This is a genomic window from Methanolobus sp. ZRKC2 (assembly GCF_045291185.1).
Taxonomy (GTDB): Archaea; Halobacteriota; Methanosarcinia; order Methanosarcinales; family Methanosarcinaceae; genus Methanolobus.
The window spans coordinates 2,494,448-2,518,010 of record NZ_CP146980.1 but is presented as its reverse complement, the minus strand read 5'-3'; the positions used below and the strand labels follow the sequence as shown (position 1 = coordinate 2,518,010).

Annotated in this window: 22 protein-coding genes; 15 read left to right on the top strand and 7 right to left on the bottom strand. The window is 38.8% G+C overall.

The window, feature by feature from the left end:
- Window positions 1–100: 100 nt before the first annotated feature.
- The 14 genes from V7O62_RS12080 (at window position 101) to V7O62_RS12015 (ending at window position 15,480) form a co-directional block, all read left to right on the top strand.
- On the top strand, window positions 101–952 hold the full coding sequence (locus tag V7O62_RS12080; RefSeq protein ID WP_406656580.1) for a glycosyltransferase family 2 protein: 852 nt from the start codon (window positions 101–103) through the stop codon (window positions 950–952).
- A 71-nt stretch (window positions 953–1,023) separates the two neighbouring features.
- Window positions 1,024–1,605, top strand: a complete 582-nt coding sequence (locus V7O62_RS12075) for a class I SAM-dependent methyltransferase (RefSeq protein WP_406656579.1) — start codon at window positions 1,024–1,026, stop codon at window positions 1,603–1,605.
- A 181-nt stretch (window positions 1,606–1,786) separates the two neighbouring features.
- On the top strand, window positions 1,787–2,713 hold the full coding sequence (locus tag V7O62_RS12070) for a glycosyltransferase family 2 protein (RefSeq protein WP_406656578.1): 927 nt from the start codon (window positions 1,787–1,789) through the stop codon (window positions 2,711–2,713).
- A 123-nt stretch (window positions 2,714–2,836) separates the two neighbouring features.
- Complete coding sequence (rfbF, locus tag V7O62_RS12065) at window positions 2,837–3,616, top strand: glucose-1-phosphate cytidylyltransferase (protein WP_406656577.1); 780 nt, start codon at window positions 2,837–2,839, stop codon at window positions 3,614–3,616.
- A 10-nt stretch (window positions 3,617–3,626) separates the two neighbouring features.
- On the top strand, window positions 3,627–4,613 hold the full coding sequence (locus tag V7O62_RS12060) for an NAD-dependent epimerase/dehydratase family protein (RefSeq protein WP_406656576.1): 987 nt from the start codon (window positions 3,627–3,629) through the stop codon (window positions 4,611–4,613).
- Complete coding sequence (locus V7O62_RS12055; protein ID WP_406656575.1) at window positions 4,610–5,629, top strand: GDP-mannose 4,6-dehydratase; 1,020 nt, start codon at window positions 4,610–4,612, stop codon at window positions 5,627–5,629. The genes V7O62_RS12060 and V7O62_RS12055 overlap by 4 nt, the downstream gene beginning before the upstream one ends.
- Before the next feature lie 47 nt (window positions 5,630–5,676).
- Complete coding sequence (gene rfbH / locus V7O62_RS12050; protein WP_406656574.1) at window positions 5,677–6,996, top strand: lipopolysaccharide biosynthesis protein RfbH; 1,320 nt, start codon at window positions 5,677–5,679, stop codon at window positions 6,994–6,996.
- Window positions 6,997–7,022: 26 nt separating this feature from the next.
- Window positions 7,023–8,255 (top strand): hypothetical protein, encoded by a 1,233-nt coding sequence (locus tag V7O62_RS12045; protein ID WP_406656573.1) that lies wholly within the window; start codon window positions 7,023–7,025, stop codon window positions 8,253–8,255.
- Between the two features lie 54 nt (window positions 8,256–8,309).
- Window positions 8,310–9,245, top strand: coding sequence for a GDP-L-fucose synthase family protein (locus V7O62_RS12040; RefSeq protein WP_406656572.1), 936 nt, complete (start codon window positions 8,310–8,312; stop codon window positions 9,243–9,245).
- 61 nt (window positions 9,246–9,306) lie between these two features.
- Complete coding sequence (locus V7O62_RS12035) at window positions 9,307–10,161, top strand: glycosyltransferase family 2 protein (RefSeq protein WP_406656571.1); 855 nt, start codon at window positions 9,307–9,309, stop codon at window positions 10,159–10,161.
- A 375-nt stretch (window positions 10,162–10,536) separates the two neighbouring features.
- A complete protein-coding gene (locus V7O62_RS12030) occupies window positions 10,537–12,990 on the top strand; it encodes an oligosaccharyl transferase, archaeosortase A system-associated (RefSeq protein ID WP_406656570.1) in 2,454 nt (817 codons plus the stop codon).
- Between the two features lie 113 nt (window positions 12,991–13,103).
- Window positions 13,104–13,598, top strand: a complete 495-nt coding sequence (locus V7O62_RS12025; protein WP_406656569.1) for a 3-isopropylmalate dehydratase small subunit — start codon at window positions 13,104–13,106, stop codon at window positions 13,596–13,598.
- Between the two features lie 10 nt (window positions 13,599–13,608).
- The gene (locus V7O62_RS12020; protein WP_406656568.1) at window positions 13,609–14,469 is read left to right on the top strand and encodes a hypothetical protein; all 861 of its coding nucleotides are present in this window, start codon (window positions 13,609–13,611) and stop codon (window positions 14,467–14,469) included.
- 9 nt (window positions 14,470–14,478) lie between these two features.
- Window positions 14,479–15,480 carry an isocitrate/isopropylmalate family dehydrogenase gene (locus tag V7O62_RS12015; protein ID WP_406656567.1) on the top strand — a complete coding sequence of 334 codons (1,002 nt, stop codon included), beginning with the start codon at window positions 14,479–14,481 and terminating at the stop codon, window positions 15,478–15,480.
- 75 nt (window positions 15,481–15,555) lie between these two features.
- Here V7O62_RS12015 and flaJ read toward each other — a convergent pair whose 3' ends face one another.
- From flaJ to V7O62_RS11985, 6 genes are all read right to left on the bottom strand, one after another.
- A complete protein-coding gene (gene flaJ, locus V7O62_RS12010; RefSeq protein WP_406656566.1) occupies window positions 15,556–17,211 on the bottom strand; it encodes an archaellar assembly protein FlaJ in 1,656 nt (551 codons plus the stop codon).
- A gap of 10 nt (window positions 17,212–17,221) precedes the next feature.
- Window positions 17,222–18,880, bottom strand: a complete 1,659-nt coding sequence (locus V7O62_RS12005) for a type II/IV secretion system ATPase subunit (RefSeq protein WP_406656565.1) — start codon at window positions 18,878–18,880, stop codon at window positions 17,222–17,224.
- Window positions 18,881–18,899: 19 nt separating this feature from the next.
- Window positions 18,900–19,595, bottom strand: a complete 696-nt coding sequence (locus tag V7O62_RS12000; RefSeq protein ID WP_406656564.1) for an ATPase domain-containing protein — start codon at window positions 19,593–19,595, stop codon at window positions 18,900–18,902.
- Between the two features lie 9 nt (window positions 19,596–19,604).
- Window positions 19,605–20,111, bottom strand: coding sequence for a flagellar protein G (locus V7O62_RS11995; protein WP_406656563.1), 507 nt, complete (start codon window positions 20,109–20,111; stop codon window positions 19,605–19,607).
- 96 nt (window positions 20,112–20,207) lie between these two features.
- Window positions 20,208–20,639, bottom strand: a complete 432-nt coding sequence (locus V7O62_RS11990) for a hypothetical protein (RefSeq protein WP_406656562.1) — start codon at window positions 20,637–20,639, stop codon at window positions 20,208–20,210.
- Window positions 20,629–21,951 carry a FlaD/FlaE family flagellar protein gene (locus tag V7O62_RS11985; RefSeq protein WP_406656561.1) on the bottom strand — a complete coding sequence of 441 codons (1,323 nt, stop codon included), beginning with the start codon at window positions 21,949–21,951 and terminating at the stop codon, window positions 20,629–20,631. The genes V7O62_RS11990 and V7O62_RS11985 overlap by 11 nt, the downstream gene beginning before the upstream one ends.
- Before the next feature lie 158 nt (window positions 21,952–22,109).
- On the opposite strand from V7O62_RS11985, the gene V7O62_RS11980 reads away from it, so the two are divergent.
- A complete protein-coding gene (locus V7O62_RS11980; RefSeq protein WP_406656560.1) occupies window positions 22,110–23,126 on the top strand; it encodes a methyltransferase domain-containing protein in 1,017 nt (338 codons plus the stop codon).
- A 5-nt stretch (window positions 23,127–23,131) separates the two neighbouring features.
- Here V7O62_RS11980 and V7O62_RS11975 read toward each other — a convergent pair whose 3' ends face one another.
- Window positions 23,132–23,503: a response regulator transcription factor gene (locus V7O62_RS11975; RefSeq protein WP_406656559.1), complete on the bottom strand. Its 372-nt coding sequence runs from the start codon at window positions 23,501–23,503 to the stop codon at window positions 23,132–23,134.
- Between the last annotated feature and the right edge of the window lie 60 nt (window positions 23,504–23,563).

The window sequence follows — 23,563 nt, the reverse complement described above, 5'->3', positions numbered from 1 at the left end:
TACTAAATCTTGAAATTGAACAATTTAATTTTGAAATTTAGAAGTTGGTTTAAGAAAATAATCTAAATCTAACCTCATAAAAAGAATTGATGTGTAATAAATGCAAAATCAACCATTGATTTGGATTGTGGTACCTGTATTTGAAAGAGAAGATGATATTTCAAAGTTAGTGGAACAATTGAGACAGCAAACGTATGAAAATTACAATTTAATCATAGTTGACCACGGGAAAAAGAAGATCCCACAAATTCCAGATAACAACATAGAAATAGTGTTCGCATCTCCAGACCTATGGTGGTCGGGTGCTATTAACAAAGGTATAAGGCATGTATTAGAAAACAAAAACGTCAGTCCACAAACACCTATTTTGGTGATTAATGATGATGTTACTATTGATAAAAATTATTTATCTAATTTGATTTCAGATTGGAATCATAATGAAAATGTAATGATCGGGTCATTATGTGTTGATTCCAACAGCTCAAAGGTACTATATGCAAATATTATTTTAAACAAGCTCATTGCAAAATTTGAGTATGCTAACACGTTTAGTAATGTTGAAGATCTGAAAGATTGTCTGCTTCCAAGTGATCTGTTGGCTGGAAGGGGTACTTTGATCCCTGCAAAAATATTTATGGACATTGGCCTTTATGATGAAAAAGTACTTCCACATTACTGGGCAGATTATGAATTGATATATCGTTCTAAAAAAAGAGGCTATAATGCTTTTGTTTCTGGTAACTCAATTGTATATACAGGAATAAATATGCCAAATAAATTGAATAGAGATAATTTATTAAATTCTTTATTATCAGCTTTATTTGGAAGGAGATCGTCTTCTAATTTGAAAGATTTATTTCATTTTTCATTTTTAAATTTTAATTTAATCTATGGTACCTATTTCTTTTTCATCAACTCTTTACGCAACATTGGCTATGTATTATTAAAATGATATATATATATATAATAGAAGTTTTCTATTATGATATTAATATATATCTATACGAATGCATGTGGTGAATTATGAACGTGAGAAAATTAATCTTGAAAGTAAAGTTAAATTCGTTTCCTCCTAACAATATCAAATTAATAATAGGAAGTGGAAGAAGAAAATATAGTGGCTGGATATCTACTGATAAAAAAAATCTGAATATTATGTCTGGCGACGATTGGGCATATTACTTCAATAAGAATTCCGTTGATAATATCTTATCAGAACACGTTTTTGAACATTTCACCGAAAAGGAATGTTTAAAAATATTTAATTATTGCCATACATATTTAAAAGAGGGAGGATGTTTGAGGATAGCTGTTCCTGATGGTTACAATCCAAATATTGACTATATTGAATATGTGAAACCAGGCGGGTACGGTTGTGGAAGTGATGATCACAAATTGTTATATAATTATGAAACATTAAGTAATTTGTTAAATGAAGTGGGGTTTAAAGCCGAATTGATAGAATATTGGGACGAAAATGGACGATTTAATTTTGTAAAGTTGACTGATGATCGAGGGCATATTCACCGATCAAAAGACAATGATCCTAGAAACAAAAATGGGGATTTGAATTATACCTCTTTGATAATTGATGCCATAAAATAAATTCTCTTCTTTTTGGAGTCTTCTTTATTCCTTCCAACGATTTAAGCCTTCAAAGGAAATTTGTTCTAATTACTGTTTCAATTTGCTTTTATTAGAAAATAAGAAAAGGATTTATTTTTAGTTAAATTTTTAAAGCGTCAATTGATCAAGAATAACATACAATGATTAACAGGAAATCACAATGAATCATACTCCAATAGCCTTATTTATATATAACCGACCAGAACATTCTAGAAAGACTCTTGAAAGTTTAGTAAATAATTCAGAGTTTGCGGACAGTTCACTTTACATCTTTTGCGATGGAGCAAAAAGTGAAAAAGACATAGATTCCGTTCAAGCTACTCGTGAATTGATTCACTCCTATGAACTTGAAAACGCAAAAATCATCGAAAGCAAACACAATAAAGGCCTGGCACAATCACTTGTTGATGGAATAAATTATATATTCCGGGAACATGACCGAATAGTTGTCCTTGAAGACGATTGTGTTTCATCTTCTGATTTCATTCATTTCATGAACACATGTCTTTCTAACTATGAATCAAATGAAAGAGTTATGAACGTTAGTGCATATTGCCCTCCAATAGAAATACCTGAGGACTATCCTTACGATATATTTTTTTCTTATCGCTTTTCATCATGGGGATGGGGTACCTGGAAAAGGGCCTGGAAAAATTATTCCAGAGACCCACATATGTTGGATATTATAGAAGATTCAAGTGTGATAAAGAAGAAAATAGACAGAGCAGGCTTAGACCTATACCCCATGCTGAAAAGGCAAGTCAATGGTAAACTGAACTCATGGGCTGTTTTTTGGGCTGTTAACATAATAATGAATGACGGACTGTCTATTAGTCCTGTAAGATCTCGAATAACAAATATAGGCCATGATGGTAGTGGAACTCATTGTCGTACTGATGAAAAATATAATGTACAAATCCAGAATCAAAAACCACGTAAAATATCTTTTCCAGAAAGTATCATACCCCATGAAAGAATCGTAAAAGAATACTACAATTTTCATACAGGAACTTTGTTTAAGCAAATGTTATACCACTCTTATCACACCTACTTCAAAGTGATAAATTCCCTTACCAAATATATTTAATTTAAGAAAGCTATTATTGTAGCATCTAGATAAGTATAAAAAATCAACTTCAAACCAATTTCGGACAGAATTATTGGAATGTAGTTAGATATGTTATAATAAACATCAACAAAAGCGATTAAAATGAAAGTTGTAATTCTCTGCGGCGGTCTTGGAACCCGATTAAAAGAAGAAACTGAGTATCGACCAAAACCGATGGTAAAAATCGGCACAAAGCCCATTCTCTGGCATATAATGAAACGATACAGCTATTACGGATACAAAGATTTTGTCTTATGCCTTGGCTACAAAGGCGAGATGATTAAAGAGTACTTTTACAATTACGAGATTCTCAACAATGATTTTACTCTTGAACTCGGAAGACACAATAAAGTCGATATCCATGATTCTCATGATGAAGTTGGTTGGAAAGTCACATTAGCAAATACTGGAGAAAAAACTCTAAAAGGTGGGCGGCTAAAGAAGATTGAACATTATGTCGATTCTGACCTCTTCATGGTTACTTATGGAGATGGAGTCGCAGATATTGACATCAATGATTTAGTTGATTTTCACAAAAATCATGGGAAAGTAGCTACATTAACAGGCGTCATGCCTCCATCTCGTTTTGGGACGTTATCAGTGCAGAAGGATAGAGTAATTGAATTTAGCGAAAAGCCTCAGACCACAGAAGGACTGATAAATGGTGGTTTTTTTGTATTCAATAGGAAACTATTCGATTATTTAACTACTGACGACTCATGTGACCTTGAGATTGGGGTATTGGACAGATTGGCTGAGGAAGGCCAGCTGATGGTATACAAACATTCAAGAAATTGGGTGTGCATGGATACAATAAGAGATATGGAATACCTGAATGGATTGTGGTCGTCTGGAAAAGCATTTTGGGATAATTTCGAGTAATTGATAGATTATGGCCAAATTCGCCCCCTATGATCTTACTGACAGGACTATATTTCTAACAGGAGCTACAGGATTTATTGGATCCCATTTATTAAAGCGCTTAATAAAAGAGGGATGCGATGTCCATATAGCTATCAGACAAAATAGTTCTTTGTGGAGAATCAGAGAATTCAAGAGTAATTTCACCATTCATAAAATTGATTTGAGCGACTTTGATGCCTTAAATTCAATAATTCAACAAATCAAACCCGAAATAATATTTAATCTTGCAGCATATGGGGTCGATTATCGCCAACAGGATATGCAGCAAATTATCAACACAAATATAATTAATAGTGCCAATTTGTTTGAAGCTTTTCTTGCAAACAATGGACATCGATTTATTCATACTGGAAGTTGTTTTGAGTACGGCCAAAAAAACAAGCCAATTTCTGAATATGATTGCCTTGATCCAACAAGTGTGTACGGAGCAACTAAAGCTAGTTCAGTGTACTTATTATCAAACATGGCTAAAGGTATGCAATCTGAAAAACTAATAACCCTACGTCCATTCGGAGTTTTCGGTGAATACGAAGGTTTGCATAGATTTGTCCCTCAAGCAATAGATAAATTAAAAAATGGACATCCTATGCAAATGACACCCGGTGAACAAATAAGAGATTACATTTACATCGATGATTTAATTGATGCATACATACTAGCCTCTACTGTTCCACTGACTAATAAAACAGAAATAATAAACATTGGTTCCGGTAAAGGAATTACAATGAAAAAATTTGCATTCATGATCTCAAACCATCTTGGAGCTAGTGATGGGTTACTGCAATTTGGAGCTCTGCCATATAGACCTAATGAAATGATGTATTTAGTGGCAAATGTTAACAAGGCAAAATCTTTGTTGGGATGGGAGCCTAAAACATCGATTGAAAAAGGACTTGAACATACTATTAATTGGTATAATCAAAATCTGCCAGATTTAAATCATTATCTTAAATGATTACAGGAATTTTTAACATGAATTTTTCTTGGAAACATCGAAACGTTTTTGTCACCGGATGCACTGGTTTGCTCGGGTCATGGCTAACTAAATATCTAATTGATGAAGGTGCCAATGTAGTTGGACTTGTAAGAGACACTGTCCCAAAATCGATTTTGTGGAGCAATACTGGAGATTTCAAAGACATTTCCAATAAATTAAATGTAGTACACGGTGACCTTGAAGACTTAAATAAACTGGAAAGGATCATAAATGAATATGAAATAGAAACCGTATTCCATTTGGGTGCACAAACAATTGTAAAAGTAGCCAACCAGAATCCTTTATCAACTTTCCAATCAAATATTATTGGAACCTATAATATCTTAGAAGCATGTAGAAGTGTTGGTTTGCCAAAAGCTATAATTGTGGCTTCATCTGATAAAGCATATGGAGACCAAAAAACATTGCCATACGACGAAAATACTCCTTTGCAGGGCCAACATCCATATGATGTATCAAAAAGTTGTGCTGATCTGATAGCTACCACATACTACAATACATATGACCTCCCAGTTTGCATAACAAGATGTGGTAATTTTTATGGCCCAGGTGATTTAAATTTTAATCGAATCGTACCAGGGACTATAAGATCAGTACTAAATGGCGAAAGACCGGTTATCAGAAGCGATGGGACAAATATTCGAGATTATTTCTATATAAAAGATGGTGCACTTGCTTATATGCTTCTTGCTGAAAAAATGCTGGAATCTGAGGGTGCACTTGATGGTGAAGCATTCAATTTCAGTAATGAACTTCAAATCACTGTCATGGAATTAGTAAATCAAATACTTAAAGTTATGAAACATCCTGATCTTGAGCCTTTGGTTCTTAATCAAGCAAATAATGAAATTAAGCACCAATATTTATCAGCAAAAAAAGCAAGAAAATTGTTGAACTGGACTCCTAAATATTCACTAGATGAAGCACTTGTTGGAACAATTGAATGGTATGAACAGTTCTTCAATGGACAATGAAAGTTGCTTTTATCCATTAATTAACAAGAACAATAGAGGGTAATGACATGGACGAAAAAAGCCTGAGGGATGATATCTTCCAAAAAGTAAAGGATTTATATTTGTTAAGGAAGGAGGAACAAAGTGATTTCGTTCCCGGTGAATCATACATTCCTTATTCAGGTCGAGTATATGATGAAAAAGAGATAGTATCCCTTGTTGATTCTGCACTTGATTTCTGGCTCACATCAGGCAGGTTTGCTAAACAATTTGAAAACGAATTTGCTGATTTCCTAGGAGTAAAACATTGCCTATTGACAAATTCCGGATCTTCAGCAAATCTTCTGGCAATTTCTGCATTGACATCACCAAAACTTGAAGAAAAACGTTTGAAACCTGGTGATGAGGTTATCACTGTGGCAGCAGCATTTCCTACAACAGTTAACCCAATTATTCAAAATAATCTAATTCCTGTGTTTGTAGATGTGAATATAGGAACCTACAACATTCAAGCGGATAAGATAGAAGATGCCATCTCAGATAAAACCAGAGCAATTTTTATTGCGCATACACTTGGGAATCCATTTGACCTAAATAAAGTGATGGAAATAGCAAAAAAGTACAATCTTTGGGTAATAGAAGACAACTGTGATGCACTCGGTTCCAAATATAATGACCAATGCACTGGCACTTTTGGACATATCGCCACATTTAGTTTTTATCCACCTCATCACATGACCATGGGCGAAGGTGGAGCGCTGGTCACTAATGACACTCAGCTTAAGAAACTAATAGAATCATTCAGAGACTGGGGACGGGACTGCTGGTGTGAATCAGGATGCGACAACAGTTGCAAAAAACGTTTTAGCTGGCAGTTAGGTAATCTACCTTTTGGATATGATCACAAATACATATATTCACATATTGGTTACAATCTAAAAATAACAGATATGCAAGCTGCGATAGGAGTTGAGCAGCTTAAGAAATTACCATCCTTCATTGAAACAAGAAAAAATAATTATAGAACACTTTATGAAGGATTGTCAAAATTTGAAGATTATTTCATTTTGCCAAAAACAGAACCTGAAGCTGAACCGAGTTGGTTTGGGTTTATGTTGACGGTTCGTGAAAACGCTGGGTTCAACAGAGAGGAAATAGTAAATTACTTAGAAAGAAGCAAAATAGCAACTAGAATGTTGTTCGCAGGAAACATTATTAAACAACCCTGTTTTGAAGGTGTCAAATATCGAATTTGTGGAAATCTTGCACATACTGATCAAATTATGGATAATACTTTTTGGATTGGCTTGTATCCTGGCTTAACTGACAAACATTTGAAGTTCATGATTGAAAAAATTCAAGATTTCATTCGTTCTCTAAAATTATAATAGCCATTTACCCAGCAGGAAGTATAATGCGACACAAGGACAAAGATTACATAGTTGCAGGGATTCCTCCAAGTAGATTAGGCGTTGGTAGATTAATGGCATACCTTGTAGAACAAAATCAAAATAATTTTTGTATAATTTATCCAAACATAAAGTATCCAGAATCTGATTTAGAGACTCTAATTCGAAGAGTTTCATATCTAGAAGTATTTAAACAAAGTTTTAACTATGCATATTCAAAAATAATTAATCATTTCCACTTCAAAAATAAAATTGGTTCATTAAAAAGTAGAAATGTTATATTGGTTCATCCTCAAACAATTGGATTGGAAAATGTAACTAAGATAGTTGAGAACAACAACGTTTTTATCTACTTAATGGATTGTAGTTTTTTTTGCGTTAAATCATATAATCATATCGAAAAATCATTTCAACCTTGCTCCTTATGTATAGGCGGAAATTATGAATTCGCAAAACTAAATAACTGCAAACCATTTCCCGAAAAATATAAATTAAGCACTAACGTCCATTTTTTAAAAATGCTTCAAAAATCATCAAGCAAAATAACTTTCTTGGTTCAAAATTATTCACAAGGTGATTTAGTAAAGAAGCACTTCGGAGAAAAGACTAGAGTTTTGAAAATTGGTATGTTTGCTAGTGATTTTATCGAAAATTCTAAAAATTTAAAAAATAAGAGAGAAATTGACGAGAAATATAATTTTGACTTTGTATATCATGGGGCCGTTAGTGAAGCGAAGGGATTACTTTATACACTCAATATTGCATCTAAATTAAATCAATTTTCATTTTTGATTCCAGCGCCCTATGAAAAATGCAAGAAAATTATTGATGTGCAATCGTTTGAAAATGGACTCGAAAATGTAACTTTTTTAGATATGCGTTGGGAAACAGGATTGAAAGAATACATCACAAATTCAAAAGTAATTTTATGCCCATCTTTATGGTCTGCCTCTATAGAAGGAGCTGTCATAAAATCTTTTATTTTCAATGGTGTAGTAGCTTTAGTACCTGCAAAATACTCATTTGCTAATGATTTACCTGAAAGTATTTATTGCAAACTAGATGATAATTCTTTAGATAGAGCAGCTGAAAAATTAAAAGAATTGATTGAAAACGAAGTATATAGAAATTGTGTGCAGACCAATGCTCAAAATTGGATTTATTCATTCTTGGATGATAACAAACATATTATAGAAAAGTTGAAAGTCGCTTGTGCGAAAGAAACATATGAAGAATGAATTTCAACGGAAAATAAATGAGAACAAATTTACTTTTAAAATAGGAGATTTACAATGAAACTGTCATCCAATATCTACATCGCAGGCCATAGAGGCATGGTAGGCTCAGCCATAAAAAAAATATTGGAATCAAAAGGTTATTCAAATTTAACATACCGCACTCACAACGAACTTGATCTAACAGATCAGCGGGAAGTAGACAGTTTCTTTGAAGAGGAAAAACCAGAATATGTTTTCCTTGCTGCAGCAAAAGTCGGTGGGATACTTGCAAACAGCACATATCCTGCAGATTTTATCTACCAGAACCTTATGATAGAGGCAAATGTAATTCATGCTGCCTACAAATACGGCACTAAAAAACTTCTCTTCCTAGGTTCATCTTGCATCTACCCAAAATTCGCTCCACAGCCCATGAAAGAAGAATACCTCCTCACTGGGGAACTTGAAGAAACAAACGAAGCATATGCAATAGCCAAGATTGCTGGCATCAGATTATGTAAGCATTACAACCAACAGTACGGAACCAACTTTATGTCTGTGATGCCAACAAACCTCTACGGCCCAAATGATAATTTTGATCTGCAAACTTCCCATGTTCTCCCCGCATTGATTCGTAAGTTTCACGAAGCAAAGATAAATTCTAAACAAAATGTTATAATTTGGGGTACAGGATCACCAAGACGTGAATTCCTTCATGTGAATGATATGGCAGCTGCCTGTATTTACCTGATGGAAAAGTATGATGCATTCAACATCGATGAATTCATTAATATAGGAGTTGGTGAAGATATCACAATCAAAGAACTCGCAGAAATTATAGGAGATATCATTGGATATGAAGGTGAAATTGTTTATGATACATCTAAACCTGATGGCACTCCCCAGAAACTACTGGACGTAAGCCGTTTGAATGAGCTTGGATGGAGGTTCAGCATATCGCTTAGAGAAGGAATAGCACAGACCTATGAATGGTATTTAAGTACAAAATAATATAATACTCAGCCATCAATAGATTTGTCCTTTTTCAGAAATCTTATCGTAGGTAATCGCAATGATCTCACAACCTTTCATCTCTGTTGTAATAGCCGTGTATAATGGTGCAAAGACCTTGCAGCGCTGCATTGATAGCGTATCTGAGCAGTCATATAAAAATAAGGAAATAATCATCATTGATGGAGGCTCTACAGATGGTACTATTGAGATTTTAAAGGCTAACGATGAAAAAATTGCTTACTGGAAATCAGAGCCTGATAACGGAATTTATAATGCATGGAATAAGGCATTAGATAAGATAAGCGGAGAGTGGATATACTTTTTAGGATCAGACGACTATCTATGGAAAAATACAGTGTTCCAAGAAATAGCACCGCATCTAAGCGAAGCAAATTCTCAAGAAATACAACTGGTCTACGGGCAGGTAGCACGAGTTACAAAAGATGGAGATATTGCTTGTGTTGATGGACACTCATGGGACCATACATGGCAAGGAATGATTTTAGACGGAGTATGTACTTTCACACATCAGGGAATGTTTCACCATAAAAATCTTTTTGAAACTTACGGAAATTTTGATGAATCCTTCAAAATAGTAGGAGACTATGAATTACTGATAAGAGCTTTCAAAGAAGGAGGAGATGCTATTTTCACAGAAGGCATAATCGTTGCAGGAATGCAAACAGGCGGAGTAACTGCGAACTGTACAAAACTTGTCAAAGAAACTGCAGAAGCACGAAAAAGCAACCAACTAAAAGTTATTACACTTCCCTGGATCATTTCCTACGCATGGGCTCTGTGTTATCCTTGTTTAAATTACGTTATAGGCGATAAAAATACCAGATACTTAGTGAATTCTGGAAAGATCTTTGTTACAAATCTTTCTTACAAAAAAAACCAGATTTTAAAATAAGAACAATCAGGATTTTATTTGTATAAATTATTAACTTTTTTGGCTATTTATCATTCGAATTAACAAGATATCATATTATTCTAATCAGAAGGGATTGTAGCAAGTAAAAATATTTGCATCCAACAATTCGAAAAAATGTAATTTATTTCGAGAATATATATATTGTATGCGAGTTATTAGATGGAAATAAGGGATAAATTAGCAAATTCATTCTGCCATAATTGTTAGATCAAATTTCTCAATAAGAGTTTATATCGGATTAATAAACGTACTTTCGGATTTAAAAATTGAAAATGATAATACATGCAAAATATCCTATGATTTGTTTAAGTGACATTGGAAGTATTCAATATGCATTAAATATGAGTGAAGCACATGACTGATGAAAACAACAAAAGTAAAATAATTAATTCACTACCTTATATTCTCGGATTGATTATCTCATTCTTGATTGCATTTTATATCAGAACTATTCCAAAAGCAAGCGTATTCCTATCAAACGGATTCGTGCGTTTTGGTGGGAACGATCCATGGTATCATTTAAGAAATGTTGAATCCATTTTGCACAATTTCCCAAACATGTTATGGTTTGATGCATATACCCAGTACCCTAATGGAACTCACCAGATATTTGCACCACTTTTTGATATGTTTCTATCATCGATTATATGGGTATTAGGACTAGGTAACCCTGATACATATCTGATTTACACAATTAGTGCATACTATCCTGTGTTTCTGGGTGCACTTGTAGTTATCCCAACATACTTTGCTGCCAAATGGTTGTTTGACCGCAGAGTAGGGTTACTTGCAGCTTTGCTTATCGCAATAGCTCCAGGACAATTTCTCTCAAGATCTATTATTGGATTCAACGATCACCACATAGCTGAAACACTCCTTACAACTATAATTGCCATGTTCATGATAATGGCGCTGAAAATTGCCCGTGAAAATCCCATTACCTTTGAATATATCAAGAATAAAAACTTTGATGCAATAAAACCAGTCCTTCCATATTTCATACTTACCGGAGTAGCACTTGGAGCGTATTCACTTGCATGGTACGGAGCTATATTTTTCAGTTTCATACTCGGAGTCTACATAACTGTGCAGCACATTATTGACCATATGCACAAAAGGCCAACCGAATATTTAGCGGTTGGTGGCGTCATTATCTTTGGAATAACCTTATTCATGGTACTAATGACACCTAACATATCATCAAGATCCATTTTATTAAAAGGTCTCTTAGCAGGTATCGTGGCATTTCCCATCTTCAGTTTGTTATCTATAGAACTCAATAAGAGAAAACTCAAAGGATATTACTATCCCCTTTCAATATCAGCGTTATCCATTATAGTAATAGGACTAGCAAAAGCATTCTTACCATCAATATATGTCCTCATAGCCAGTTTGGCAAGTTACTTCACCCGTACTGGCGGAGGTGTTACAATCGCAGAAGCTTCCCCCCTTCTCTCCGTTGGTGGACAGTTTTCCCTCCAGCCTCTCTGGTACAACTTTGGAGCAATAGGATATATCTCCTTCATTGCACTTGCGATACTTATCTACAAAGCATTCACCCAGAAGAATACAGCTGACCACACTTTTCTGCTGGTCTGGACTCTCATGATAATCTGGGCCATGCTGCAACAGAACCGTTTCGCATACTATTACTCGGTGAATGCCGCTATCCTCAGTGCATGGATAGGTATTAAGGCTCTTGATTACACGGGGTGGCAAACTTTAGTGGATTCAATCAAGTCAAGGACATTCAGTGCAAGAAAAATAAAACTCGCTCATGTACTTTCAGCCGCCTTCATCATACTTATCCTAATATACCCATCCTACAGTCTTGCAATGCAACAGACCCAGGGAACAGGAGGACCTAACGGCTACTGGATAGAAGCAACCACTTGGCTGAGATATAATACACCGGACCCTGGATTGGATTACTATGAGAGCTACGAGAAACCTGCAGCAGGTGAGACTTACCAATACCCTGAAAAGGCATACGGTGTGATGTCATGGTGGGACTACGGACACTGGATAGAGGTGATAGGACACAGAATACCAAATGCCAACCCGTTCCAGCAAGGCGTAGGCGGCCGTAGAAACAGCATCGAAGAAGAAAACAAACCCGGTGCATCCACCTTCTTCACAGCGCAATCTGAGGAAGGAGCAACAGAAGTACTTGAGGCCATCCATCCAGATCCCAACAAAGCAGGCGCACGCTATGTAGTTTCTGACGTTGAAATGGCTACCGGGAAATTCTATGCAATGGCAGCTTGGACTCTAGACACAAAAGACTACTATGTATCTGTGCAAACTGATGCAGGATACCAGAACGTTCCTGGAGAGAGATATTTCAATTCAATGGAAGCAAGATTACACATCTTTGATGGCAATGGTCTTGAACAATACCGTATGGTACATGAATCGCCTGCAGGAAACACCCAAGAGCCAGGATATAAGAATGTCTATAATGTGCTCTATGGAGGTAGCCTTCCAATGATAAACACCGGCTACGTTAAGATCTTCGAATACGTAGAAGGTGCACAAATAACCGGGACAGCTCCATCAGGAGAAACTGTAACGCTTACCAACACAATCAAGACAAATCAGGGACGGACTTTCGACTACTCCCAGTCTGCCACATCCAATGGTAGTTACTCCTTCACGGTGCCTTATTCCACAGAGGGACCCATAGAAGGGGAGACGCAGTTCGATACCATGCCAACCGGCCCATATACCATCAGTTATGGTAACACGACACAGGAAGTAAGCGTTGCTGAGCTTGATGTACTGGAAGGAAATGTGATAGAGATTTAATCTATCACATTATTTTCTTATGAATTACACTTTCAATCTTTTCATTTTTAGTATTATAACACACCCCGCTATCTAGAAATAGCATTATGTAGAACCTAGGTCAAAGTGAGAACATGGAAAGCATAATCAAAGGAAAAGCATGGGTATTCGGGAATGACATTGACACGGATGTCATAATACCCGGGAAATACCTCCGCACAACAGATATGCAGGTATTTGCGGACCATGCCATGGAAGGTATCGACCCGGATTTCTCTAAAAAAGTGCAAAAAGGAGATATCATCGTTGCAGGAGAAAACTTCGGATGCGGCTCATCCAGGGAACAGGCTCCCCTTGCACTGAAACATGCAGGAGTGTCCTGTGTAGTTGCAAAATACTTTGCCAGAATATTCTTTAGGAATGCTATAAACGTCGGACTTCCCCTGATAGAAGTGGATGTGGAGTGTCAGGAAGGAGACGAAATTGAGGTTGGGCTTCTGGAAGGTACTGTGAAAGTAAACGGAAAGACTCTCAAAGGTAACAAACTTCCGGATTTCCTGTTGGAGATGCTCACAAACGGCGGGCTTGTGGCACACAGGAAAGCATTGCAAAAAAAAGAGAATATTTAATTCGGCAGTTATGATCTTTCCTGATGAATACAAATATGTTGGGATGACAAAAGGCATTCCTGAAGACTTTGACGATAAACGTATCTATTTCCTCACAAAATATCTTATCGTTGAAGACAATGAAGCTGACGAAACCTGCTATTCCATATACAGTGTTACAAGCAGCGGAGATCAGCTTCTAAGGGATGTTAGCACTCTTGAAAAAATAGCCTGTGGAGAAGAGATTATCAGATATGATAAAGACCTGAATATCAAGGACCGTCTTCTTCTTATTGAAACAGCGCACAACTTATGCAAAGGAAACATTAACACGGTAATATTCACAGGTATCGATAAGCACGTCACCTTTGTTCATAAACCAGATCTTTCAAAGGTGCTTGATATAGAGATTGTTGATATAGTGCCTCCTGAGCCCTCATGGCTTGCAAGTGTTGTCAGGAGAATCGAGAAAAGTGGTATATTCGGAGACCTGACGATCAGGTTCTCAGAGAACCTTACAGACCTTCGGCAGTTCGAAGGGGAAGACACTGTTTTCCCCTGTTCATCCTCCGGACTGAAAGGGAAATGCCTTGACTGCGATGTTATTACAAAAGAAGGATCACTGCTTGTGGGGTGTGAGATATCCAGAAGCCTGTTCGAGTCGAGGTTCCCAGGGCTGGACTATTCATTTGTCAATATCTGCCCATTCAAATCGGATGTCTTCAAGCCTTCAAAGCCTTTTATCACCAGATGCTGCCGTTCGGAAAAATCAGGCATAGTGATAATCAATGGCATAAAGGGGGCTGTGGTTCACTGGGGTGCGTCGGAATTCTACGTTGCAAATACGATATGGGAATTAGTCAGGGAATTACGTAAACAGGACTTATCCTGAGGTAAGAATATGAAGCTCGCAATTGTTGAAGGAGATGGCGTCGGGAAGGAAGTAATTCCGGCTGCTGTCAAGGTATTGGATGCTCTAGAAATGGATATTGAAAAGATTCCCGTAGAGCTGGGATACGGTAAATGGCAACGCACAGGTTCAGCTATCACTGCCCAGGATATTGATATAATGAAAAGTTGTGACTGCATACTTTTCGGAGCCATAACGACCCCTCCTGATCCAAACTACAAAAGCGTACTGCTTACCATTCGCAAAGAACTCGACATGTATGCAAACATCCGCCCCATAAGACCTTTACCCGGAGTTCATGGAATACTTGGCAGGAGCAATTTCAATTTTGTCATTGTACGTGAGAACACTGAAGGACTGTACTCAGGAATCGAAGAAATTGGAGAAAATGCTTCGTATACTAAAAGAGTCATTACCAAAGAAGGATCACGTAGAATAGCGGAATATGCCTGCAAACTTGCAAAGAGCAGACAGAACGAACTTATTATCGTACACAAGTCCAATGTAATAAAATCGGACAGACTGTTTCTTGATGTATGCCGCGAAACTGCGTCTGCACACGGAGTTGAATACCAGGACGAGTTAGTGGACTCTATGGCCTATAAATTGATGGTTTCACCTGAAAAGTACGATGTGATAGTAACAACAAACCTTTTCGGAGACATCCTGAGCGACATGTCAGGAGCACTTGTAGGCGGTCTTGGCCTTCTCCCAAGTGCAAACATAGGTACAAAACATGCTTTTTTCGAACCTGTCCACGGAAGTGCACCTGACATTGCAGGAGAAGGTATCGCAAATCCCATCGCAGCCATACTGAGCCTCAAGATGCTTCTTGAATGGCATGGCGATATGGTGCAGGCATTACTTGTTGAAGAGGCTCTGGACTCTGTCCTCAACATGGGCATAATGACGCCGGATCTTGGTGAATCCTTCACAACGGAAGAAGTAGCTGATTCTATTGTTGAGCATATAAGAAAAAAACTTGGAAAATAACCCAGTGATGCAAATCAGCCAGGAAAACTTCCCCTCCGATTATTAAAATTCAGGTATATACCTCTTCTTTCTTGGTCAACTGATTCCAAGTAATGACGATACCGCTGCCATAGTTACCACGGCACTTAAACCTGATATCCATACCATGACCACAAAATCGATTGTTGCACTCAGCATATGGCCACCATCAACGACCCGTATGAGGATTGCAGACATCAGTGAATGACCTATCATTATTGCAAGAACCATGTTTGCAAGGGTTTCCATGCTTCCTATATTTGTATAAAGTACCATTCCCATAGACATTCCGGGCGGCATATCAACAGCCGTGAACATGTCCTGCATCAGTCCAACCACACCCAGGGAAATATACATTGTAAAACCGATACCACCTGTCAGCCCGTAGAGAACACCTACCAGGCTGCTTGCCGACTGGCTCCTTTTCTTCCTGAGAGTCACGATTCTATGAAAATTAGTTGCGATTATGTCCCCTATGACTTCAGGTTTTCCACCGAGATTTGTCGCCTCCACGAACATCACACTAAATCGCTGGATAAGATTACTTCCCGTATTGGCGGAGAATATCTCCCAGGAAGTTATTTTATCTATTCTGGTTACCAGCATCTTGTAAAGATTGTTCACATCCTTTGTCAGGGGACCGAAGTCATGGGCTCTCAAAGCTCTCAGTGCCTCGTCTATCACACCACCCCTTGCACCGGCAGAACTTCCCAGGGAACGGATGAAAGCAGGGAAATTTTCATCTTTTCGCCTTATACTTTTTTCGATCTTCCTGGAAACGTATCCTGTGTAAACGAGAGGAGTTAAAACCATTGCAACAGCTATCGACGTTTCTATCCTGCCATAGAAAGAAACAACGATAGCTACAGCAATGCAGCCTGCTATAGAAATGGGAATTGAGCGATACAATGTGAGTTTCTCATTCGTAACTATTCTGGACCTGCTCCATGCAGGATCCTTAGGAATCTTATTCTTGGTGAAGATTACCATAACAAGATCAGTAACAAGGAAGACCACTACTACAATTCCCATGAGAAGTTCTGCATTCATCCCCGTGATAACAGGCATTATTACCGCAAAAGAAGCCATGAAGATAAGTGACATCACCATAGATACGAACAGTTCTTTGATGACCTCAACCGCATAAAGAGCACCATTGTACATGGCCTCATATTCATTCATTACAACGTTCTGCTCTGCAAAAAGAAAAGTTTTCACATCTTCTCCTGACTGAAGTGCGTGGGCGAACCTATCAAGGAAATCCTCAAAAATGATTGAAGGGGTTCTTTTAGAAATGAACCTGCACCCGTCTGCAAGACTGAGGTTCCAGACAGTCACAAGGTCATATATCTTCTTGGTCTCTTCCGCAAGTTCCTGGTAATCCTCATTTTCCGATACAATACGGACAATATCAAGCCTTGGAGTCTCAGCCGTTGCAATAGAACCCATCTGAGTGATGTAGTAGTGCATATTGTTGTCAATGCGAGCAGCCTTTGCACCAAGAATCGACAAAGGGTAGGAAAAAGCAAAGATGATGCATACTACAGTAACAAGAGCAGGGATGTATTTCGTAGGTCCTGTAAAGAGAGTGGGGAGAGCAAAATACATCAATACAGCAAACAGAATACCAAATACAATAATAGGTAAGGCAAACTTTTCCACATAGGCTTTTGGTTCCATGCCAAGATTCTTGAATGCCTTCTCATAACTCATGAAGCTCACCTTATACAGAGAAAGGAAGACCATCAACACCGTGTTTATAGAAGTTCACGATAATTTCAAGTACTTCATAATAGTCATCAATGCCTCTTGACCGCATTTCTTCCAGTATCCTTGCCCTGAGGAAAAGATCCTGGTATATCATCCTCTTATCTTCATACCCAAGTTTTGTGGCTATCTTATCCTCAAGTATGTAACTGTTATTCAGACCACGAAATTTATGCTTATCAGTATCCGGTTCCCATTGGAAAACGGCCCTGGTTGCAACACCACCGATTTCCTCATAATAGCCCTCTATTTCCTCAATTGCAAGGGCACGCCTGAGAAACTTACCCTTACGGTAGACGGCTGAAAGTATCATTGCAATGTTCAAATTGTCAATAAAAGTTACAGGCACATTGATCGGGTCTGCTGTGAGACGCTGGATCATCTTCGAAACAGCAGATGCGTGGAACGTTGCAAGTACGGGGTGACCTGTCTGCATACCCTGGAAAGCCACGTTACCTTCAGCTCCTCGAATTTCACCTACGATAATGTAGTTTGGCCTGGAACGAAGAGCAGCTTTAAGCAGGGCAAAGGTATCTACCCTTGATTCGGGTGGACCTTCCTCACGGGTGATCAACTGCTGCCACACCGGCTGAGGAGGCTGGACCTCGGCTGTATCTTCTGCGGAGAATATCTTTGCCTTGGGGTTGACAAAGGCAAGACACGCATTAAGCATTGTAGTCTTTCCACTTGCAGTTTCACCACTGAAGAATATACTCATACCATTTTCAAGACACATCCACATATAAGCTGCCATTTCCGCATTCAATGCACCCCAGTTTATAAGCTGGATAATACTCACCGGAACCTCACTGAACTTACGCATGGTAAAGCTGCTACCACGCTTACTGACATCTATACTGTAGATGATATTGATACGAGACCCATCGGGGAGTGCACCGTCAGCAATTGGCCTTGCATCACTCACAGGACGACCGATACGCTCACTCATACTCCTTAGCCAGTTGTCAAGCCCCTGTTCATCCCCAAAAGTAAGATCGGTTTTTACCGTATCGAATATCTTGTGAACAATAAAGACATTGTCCACTCCGATACTGCTGATATCTTCAAGATAAGGATCCCTGATAATGGGCTCGATGGGGCCGGAACCGATAATGTTCCTTTCAATATGATAGAGTATTTTATTATACTCCTTCTGAGTCATAGGAACCTGCTTCTGGACCGGCATCAATTTCTGGAGTACATTGAATTTTCCCTGATCTTCAGAATCCAGGTCTCCGCCTTCACCTATATCAATCGATCCGTTCAGGAGTTTAGTAATAAGGTCCTTGAGCTCAGATTCCGATTCCGGTACAGATTCCCTTGCAGATTTTTCAAGTATAATGCTAAGGACAGCATCATATTTTTTCTTTTCAAGATCATTCAATGTTGGTTCGATACCATAGTAACGTACTTCACCAAGTTCCTCACCACCATAAAGATGAATGAATACCGGGTCTCCTACTGGTAGAATAATATTGACATAGTCTTTACTGAGGTCCTTGGAAAGACTTACCACAAAAGTTGGTTCATCCTCACCATTCTCCTGCATGAACTTTTTGACATATTCACCAAGGTGCGGATTTCTCTGTATCGCTTTCTCAAATTCCTGATCCATTCAATCGCCTTCTTCATCATTATGATACAGAAGCTATCTCTACAACAAGACCTACCTTGGGCTCGATCCTGAAACCGACCATCTGGCCCACAGGACCTTTTGCGCCCGTGAATTTATTGACAACGATAGTACGCTTTACTTCGCTTCCCAGAGGCCTTGATTTAAGAGTTATGTAAACATCACAGGATGACCTGAACATCGCAGCTATGTCCTCGCTAAGCTGATTAGGCTCGATGGTAAGGATGATGACCTTACCCATACCGTTCAGTTTTTTAAAAAAGGAGATCAGATCAAGACTTTTTTCGGTGTTTGCACTGTACTTTATGAGCGATGAGATCGTATCTATAATGATCACATTCTTTTCGAATAACTCTTCAGCAGCCATCAGCCTCTCGAGAAAATCGAAACGGGATTTTGCTGCCTGCACAAGAGGTATAACGGGGATATACAGCAGATTACCATTTAGCAAAAAAGGAGCAATCGGGTAATCCATGGAATACATCTGATTGATGAATCCCTTTGTGGTCATTTGTGTGGAAACGAACGTTACACTGACTTCGTTTTCGTTAAGACCATATGCTAGGCGCTGAGTGATAGAACTTTTTCCACCTCCACTTCCGCCTTCTATAACTACAAGGGAACCTCCGGGAAAACCTCCTCCAAGCTTTGCATTGAGTTCATCCCTTGGTATTTCGAATGAATTGATCTTTGACATTTTCCTCCGTTATGTTATAAAGTTCATGCCACCGGATTTGCCATTCTCCGCCGCAATAACTACGCGATGATCCCCCGCCTCAAGAGGATCAGGGGTTGTGGTCACATTGACCAGCAGAACATCCCCCGGACGCCATACGACATCACCATCAGGCAAATCAACATCCATGTCGGTGGATTCTATCAGGATACCATCTACAAGGACAGTAATGAATTCCGGAGCAAGCTCTGTTTTACCGGTGTTTTTTGCATAGAAGGTATAATAGTGCCCGGTTGCATCATACGGAATGATATAGGGGTCATTAACAATCGTTATATCCGTCCTGATTTGTTCGGAAAGCAATTTGCTGTTGACAGAAGAAGATGAGACCATGGACTGTATGTCGGCAGAAAGTACAGTAACAACTCCCATTGCAATTATTATGGCTGCTATGAAGAATATCATGTGAGTTACAGCCGTCTCTGCTTTTTCACATCCGAAAAACGGATGTTGTGGGTAAAGATGTTCATCCCTCATACTTTGTTACCGTCTGGTCTGATATTGCCAATATAATCGGATTTATTATATATTGTCAATAGTATATAAATTTGACACCAGCCGATTATGAATATATCAAACTACATAAGTACCGTAGTCAGCAATACCGTTCTCGGTTACGACTTTTACACGATGGGTTCCCGTACCTGTTAAATTAGATACGGTGAGATTGCGTGTTTCTTCCGGAACCCATGTAACTGCGGTATCGGAAAAAGAATATTCTTTAAGGCTCCCGTCAATGAGAACATTGAGATCATCAAAGCGGAGAGTTTCGCTGCCCGTATTCGTCATAGTGACAGTAAGATCATAGGTCCCGTTGAAGACACCTGCAACCGAATTATCAATTTCAAGGTCCGTGTTCAGGCGTTTACTCTGCATCTGATGTTGCTCAGCAGACGCATCAGCAGCTATATCGGAGGAGGTTGTCAGAATTGTGTACGAGAGAGTACCTACAATGACAGCTGAAATAAAGAAGATAGTAACAACAACCGAGACCTCAAATCCCATAAAGTTCCTCCAAACCGTGTTTCACTTTTGACATTTCCCGGTCTATGGAACTAAGCATGTTGCGATCGATCTTGCGTCCACATAATCGCTCAACAAAAAGCAGGGATTTTGTATGATCTTCCGGAAGAAGACGCCAGGTAGGTTTCTCAACATAATAATCTATTCCGCGGGCATATGCCATTACCTCGGCCCTTACATCCTCACTTATCCATCCAATATCCACATAATAATCAAGTGCATCCATAAGGTTATTCCTGCCTACGCGTTCCATCAGGAATTCTATCCAGTTTAGCAACACAACAACACTTGTGGGATCGGTTCTTATGTTTTCCAGGCGGACCATTGGAATTAGTTCTTTAGGATTCTTTTGGGTGCCTTCATTCTCTTCAGGATCTGCAATTATTTCCTCAGACTCCCCTGCAGCATTCGATACGGATGATTTTGAAGATACCGGGACACCTTCTCTTTCAATCTCATCGACCCTTAAGGAAATGGAACTTGTTGTCTCCGCGAGTTCAAGGATATTCTGGTCGATGAGTTCGTTCTTGTTCGTGAGTTCCTCTGTCTTTAATGTCAATTGCTCTATGCTCTCATGAAGCATAGACATGGCATCTGCAAATGCGGTCAGTTTGGATTCCACATCCTGCATCTTGGAGTCAATTTCACCGGAGATACCAGGCAGGTTCAATTTGTGGTCAACAGAATCCAGATCATTCTTGAAAACAACCAGCAGATCGCTAATTTCGGTAATCCTTTTCTCAGCTTTCTCAAATCGTTCTATTGTAGCCCTGGAAGCTACATCATCACCTACAAAAGGATTTACCTGATTGGATACGATCTCATACAGTGAAAGCAATTCAAGCACACTCTGGTCTATCTTCTCCACGGTCTTCTTGATCTCTTCATTCTCACGTTGCACCATACTCAAGGTCACGTCAGCTTTGGAAACCTTCGTCTCTATATCCTTGATCTTTTTAGTATTTGACTCGATAGCTTCCTTGTTCTCTGAAGAACTGGATTGATCAGATGCTCCCGGCAAACCTGGGCCTCCCATGCCAGGAGGAGCACCAGCAGGAGAAGCTCCATCAGGCATTCCCGGAGGATTCATACCAGGAGGACCTGCAGAAGGAGAGGGAGCTTGCAAACCCGGAGGCATGCCTGAAGACAGATCCGGAACAGAGTTAAGATCGGGAACTCCATCCAGGAAAGGAGGTTCACCTGAACCAAACGGAGAGCTTCCTCCCTTCTTTTTTCCTTTTTTACCAAGGATACCGGAAGTTGCCTTCTTTATTTTATCGCTTAAGCCGGGCATGGTTTCACATAACAGAATCGAGTTTGTTAGATATATCTATAGCTAGTTGAATATATGTTCAATATTATATAAGAATATTGAATGAAATTGTTTTGCATATTTCAAGGATGCTAAGGTGGATTTAAATCATTTGACAGACCATTGTTTCGAAGATAAAAGTGACACGCAAGAAAAAATTTGAACATCGGGTATTTTCCGACAAGGACGGAGTAAGATTTGCAACCCCTGAAGAGGTTGCCAGATACAGGGCTAAGCGCTTAAAATGTAATACCATTGCAGACATTAGTTGTGGAATCGGTGGACAGACTATTTATTTTGCAAAAGAATGCGAACAAGTCTATGCAGTAGAAATAGATCCCAAAAAAATAGCATATGCCAGGAAAAACTGCGCGCAGCTTGGAATTGAAAATGTGGAATTCATCTGCGGGGATGCACTTTCTCCTGAAACTATCGACAACTTGCCCCAGCTTGATGTAGTATTCTCAGATCCGGCAAGACCAGCAAGTGAGAAGATGCGCGAAATAAAAAACATGCAGCCATCGATTCCTGAAGTAATTGCAGCCTATGGCACAAAAACATATAATTTTGCCTTTGAGGCACCCCCAAAACTGACACCCGAAAGAGTTCCTTTTGACTGCGAAAGGGAATATCTGTCCCTCGAAGGTAAAATGAATCGTTTAAACCTGTACTTCGGAGACCTGAAGAAGTGTGAGGTCTCAGCCATAGCCCTGCCTTCAGGAGCCAGAATCGAATCAAAGAATAAGATGCCAGATATCCGGAGAAGCAAAGAACCGGCATTGTATGCCTATGAGCCGGAAGAATCCGTAGAAAGAGCAGGACTCCTTGCACAACTGGCGGAAGAAATTAGGAAACAGGCATCAGATACCAGCATATTCCAGGTCGACAAGAAACGTATTTTTCTAACATCTGCGGAACAAATAGACCACTGTTTGTTCAAGAACAGTTATAAAGTACTGGATACTTTAACTTTTGACATTCCGTCGATAAATGATTACCTTAAAAAACACGATTTTGGAGAGATATTATTGAGAGCTGCGGTGGATCCAAAAGAATACTGGAATATCCGCAACCGGCTAGAAGAAGGCATCAAAGGAAACAAAAAAGCACATCTTTTCCTTAAAGATGAAGTTGCCATATTATGTGAGGCATTATGAGATTACTAGTCGTTTAATTCCAGCAGGGATTTTGTCCTTTTTATTAATTCTTTTCTGCTGAAGGGTTTTGTAATATAGTCATCGGCTTTGATAACATGCAAACCCAGCATTTTATCGAATTCCTGGCTTTTTACAGTCAGCATGGCAACAGGAAGCCCGGGATTACTTTCCTTTATTTTATGGAAGGTTTCCCATCCATTCATATCAGGCATCATGATATCAAGCAGGACAGCATCAGGAAGATCTTCCTTTATGAACTCAAGACACTCAAAGCCGCTGCTTGCGCCCATGACATCGATGCCCTCGGATTCAAGAATAAGTTTCACAAGGTCTATGGTATCTGGCTCATCATCTACGACCATGACTTTGGGACACATTTTTTTTAACTCCTGGAAAAGAATAATCTTTTTAGAACAGAATATAATATACTCTTTAAT